The sequence below is a fragment of the uncultured Georgenia sp. genome (genome assembly GCF_937958535.1).
In the GTDB taxonomy this organism is placed as follows: Bacteria; Actinomycetota; Actinomycetes; order Actinomycetales; family Actinomycetaceae; genus Oceanitalea.
Genome location: NZ_CALGNQ010000168.1, coordinates 1 through 3,280, shown reverse-complemented (window position 1 = coordinate 3,280; position 3,280 = coordinate 1). Strand labels below are relative to the sequence as shown.

Annotated in this window: 3 protein-coding genes; all 3 read left to right on the top strand. The window is 72.8% G+C overall.

From position 1 onward, the window contains the following. Window positions 1-1,709, top strand: a 1,709-nt coding sequence (rho, locus tag Q0195_RS09035; protein WP_299277332.1) for a transcription termination factor Rho, incomplete at its 5' end; no start/stop codon positions are given. 112 nt (window positions 1,710-1,821) lie between these two features. Continuing rightward, window positions 1,822-2,031: a 50S ribosomal protein L31 gene (rpmE, locus tag Q0195_RS09030; RefSeq protein ID WP_299277330.1), complete on the top strand. Its 210-nt coding sequence runs from the start codon at window positions 1,822-1,824 to the stop codon at window positions 2,029-2,031. Between the two features lie 96 nt (window positions 2,032-2,127). After that, window positions 2,128-3,219, top strand: coding sequence for a peptide chain release factor 1 (prfA, locus tag Q0195_RS09025; RefSeq protein ID WP_299277328.1), 1,092 nt, complete (start codon window positions 2,128-2,130; stop codon window positions 3,217-3,219). Window positions 3,220-3,280: the final 61 nt, after the last annotated feature.

The window sequence follows — 3,280 nt, the reverse complement described above, 5'->3', positions numbered from 1 at the left end:
CGGCACCCGCCGCCGAGGAGGCCCCGCGCCGGACCCGGGCGCGCCGCGTCTCGGCCCCGGCCGGTGCACCCGCCGCCGCCGAGCAGGCGTCGCCGGGCGGCGAGGAGAAGACCGACCAGCAGCCGCTCATCGAACTGCCCGAGCCGCGCACCGAGCGCCCGCAGCGCACCGAGCGCGCCGAGCGCCCGCAGCGCACCGAGCGCGCCGAGCGGCCCGAGATCGAGCTGCCGGAACCCCGCCCGGAGATCGACCTCCCCCAGCCCCGCGCGGAGCGCGAGCCGGCCCGGCGCGAGAAGAGCGAGCCCGCCGTCGACCTGCCCACCGGCCGGTCGCAGCGGCAGCGCCAGGAGCGCGAGCGGGCGGTCCTGTCGCTCGAGGCGATCGAGCTGCCCGCCCCGCGCGACGAGGCCGACGACCGCGTCGACGACCGGCGCACCGACCAGCGCCGTGTCGACCAGGACGGTGGCGACCGCGGCGGCCGCAGCCGGCGCCGCAGCCGCGACCGCAACCGCAAGCGGCGTGGTGGCAACGACTTCGCCGCCTACGACGAGCCGGAGGTGAGCGAGGACGACGTCCTCCTGCCGGTCGCCGGCATCCTCGACATCCTCGAGAACTACGCCTTCGTCCGCACCAGCGGCTACCTGCCGGGCCCGAACGACGTCTACGTCTCGCTCAACCAGGTCAAGAAGTACGGCCTGCGCCGCGGTGACGCCGTCACCGGTGCCGTCCGACAGCCGCAGGAGGGCGAGCAGCAGCGCCAGAAGTTCAACGCGCTCGTCCGCCTCGACACGGTCAACGGGGCGCCCCCGGAGCGCATGCGCACCCGGCCGGAGTTCGCCAAGCTCACCCCGCTCTACCCGGAGGAGCACCTGCGGCTGGAGACGACGCCGCAGAACCTCACCCAGCGGATCATCGACCTCGTCGCCCCGATCGGCAAGGGCCAGCGTGGCCTCATCGTCGCCCCTCCCAAGGCGGGCAAGACGATCGTCATGCAGCAGATGGCCAACGCCATCACGACGAACAACCCCGAGGTCCACCTCATGGTGGTGCTCGTCGACGAGCGGCCCGAAGAGGTCACCGACATGGAGCGCACGGTCAAGGGGGAGGTCATCGCCTCGACCTTCGACCGGCCCGCGTCGGACCACACGATCGTCGCCGAGCTGGCCATCGAGCGCGCCAAGCGACTCGTCGAGCTGGGCCAGGACGTCGTCGTGCTCCTCGACTCCATCACCCGCCTGTCCCGCGCCTACAACCTCGCCGCCCCGGCCTCCGGTCGCATCCTGTCCGGTGGCGTGGACGCCAGCGCGCTGTACCCGCCCAAGCGGTTCTTCGGTGCCGCCCGCAACATCGAGAACGGCGGGTCGCTGACCATCGTCGCCTCGGCGCTGGTGGAGACCGGCTCGAAGATGGACGAGGTCATCTTCGAGGAGTTCAAGGGCACCGGGAACATGGAGCTGCGGCTCTCCCGCCAGCTCGCCGACCGGCGGATCTTCCCCGCGGTCGACGTCAACGCCTCGGGCACCCGCCGCGAGGAGCTGCTGCTGTCCGCCGAGGAGCTGAAGATCGTGTGGAAGCTCCGCCGCGTCCTCGGCGCCCTGGACCAGCAGCAGGCGATCGAGCTGCTCCTGGGCAAGATGCGCGAGACGCGGTCCAACGCCGAGTTCCTCCTCACCGTGCAGAAGACCACACCCGGGATGGGCAACGACTGAGGCGGGAACGTTTTTCCCCACCGCGGCGTTCTGGCACACTGGAACGTCGGCTTCCGGTTCACGGCGGGCGCCGCGCGCCGACCCGGGAGCGAAGCACACCAAGGAGACACGAATGAAGCAGGGCATCCACCCCGAGTACGTCCCGACCACGGTGACGTGCACCTGTGGGAACACCTTCGAGACCCGCTCCACCGCAGCCGACGGCCGGATCAACGCTGACGTCTGCAGCGCCTGCCACCCGTTCTACACGGGCAAGCAGAAGATCCTCGACACCGGTGGTCGTGTCGCGCGCTTCGAGCAGCGGTACGGGAAGCGCAAGTAGCACGCGTCCAGCGCCGGTGGGGTTCCCCCACCGGCGCTGTCGTCTGCCCGCGGCCGAGCGGCGACAATGGGGCCCAGGACCGGAGGAGGAAGCGGCGTGAGTGAGGAGTTCGCAGCCGTCGAGCCGATGCTCGCCGAGCACGCGGAGATCGAGCGCGCCCTCGCCGACCCCAGCGTGCACGCCGACGCCGGCCGGGCCAAGCGGCTGGGCCGCCGCTACGCCGAGCTGGGCCGCGTCGTGGCCGCCTACACGGCCTGGCGGCGCGCCGCCGACGACGCCGAGGCAGCCGCCGAGCTCGCCGAGGCGGACGAGTCCTTCGCCGCCGAGCTGCCCGAGCTGCAGCGCGCGGCCGACGACGCCGCCGACCAGCTGCGCGAGGTCCTCGTCCCGCGCGACCCGGACGACGGCCGCGACGTCATCCTCGAGATCAAGGCCGGGGAGGGCGGGGAGGAGTCCGCACTCTTCGCCGGTGACCTGCTGCGCATGTACCTGCGCTACGCGGAGCGGCGCGGCTGGAGCACCCAGGTGCTCAGCGCCACCGAGTCCGACCTCGGCGGCTACAAGGACGTCGCCGTGGCGGTGAAGTCCCGCGGGACCCTCGAGGACCCGGCGGACGGGGTGTGGGCCAGCCTGAAGTACGAGGGCGGGGTGCACCGCGTCCAGCGGGTGCCGGTCACCGAGTCCCAGGGCCGCATCCACACCTCCGCGGCCGGGGTGCTCGTGCTGCCCGAGGCGGACGACCCGGGCGAGGTCGAGATCGACCAGAACGACCTGCGCATCGACGTCTACCGCTCCTCCGGGCCCGGCGGGCAGAGCGTCAACACCACCGACTCCGCGGTGCGGATCACCCACCTGCCCACCGGCATCGTCGTGTCGATGCAGAACGAGAAGTCCCAGTTGCAGAACCGGGAGGCGGCGATGCGGGTGCTGCGCGCCCGGCTGCTCGCCGCCCGCCAGGAGGAGGCCGCCGCCGCGGCCTCGGCCACCCGGCGCTCCCAGGTGCGCACCGTCGACCGCTCCGAGCGCATCCGCACCTACAACTTCCCGGAGAACCGCATCGCGGACCACCGCACCGGGTACAAGGCCTACAACCTGGACCAGGTGCTCGACGGCGACCTCGACGCCGTCATCGCCTCCGCCGTCGAGATGGACGCCGCCGAGCGGCTCGCCGCCGCCACCGATGCCTGACACCGCCGCCGGCCCCACGCCCCCCACCGAGCGCTCACTTCCCACCGAGGGCTCAGTTCCC

Coding starts and splice junctions, on each gene's coding strand:
- rpmE (WP_299277330.1), top strand. CDS start 1,822: ATGAAGCAGGGCATCCACCCCGAGTACGTCCCGACCACGGTGACGTGC.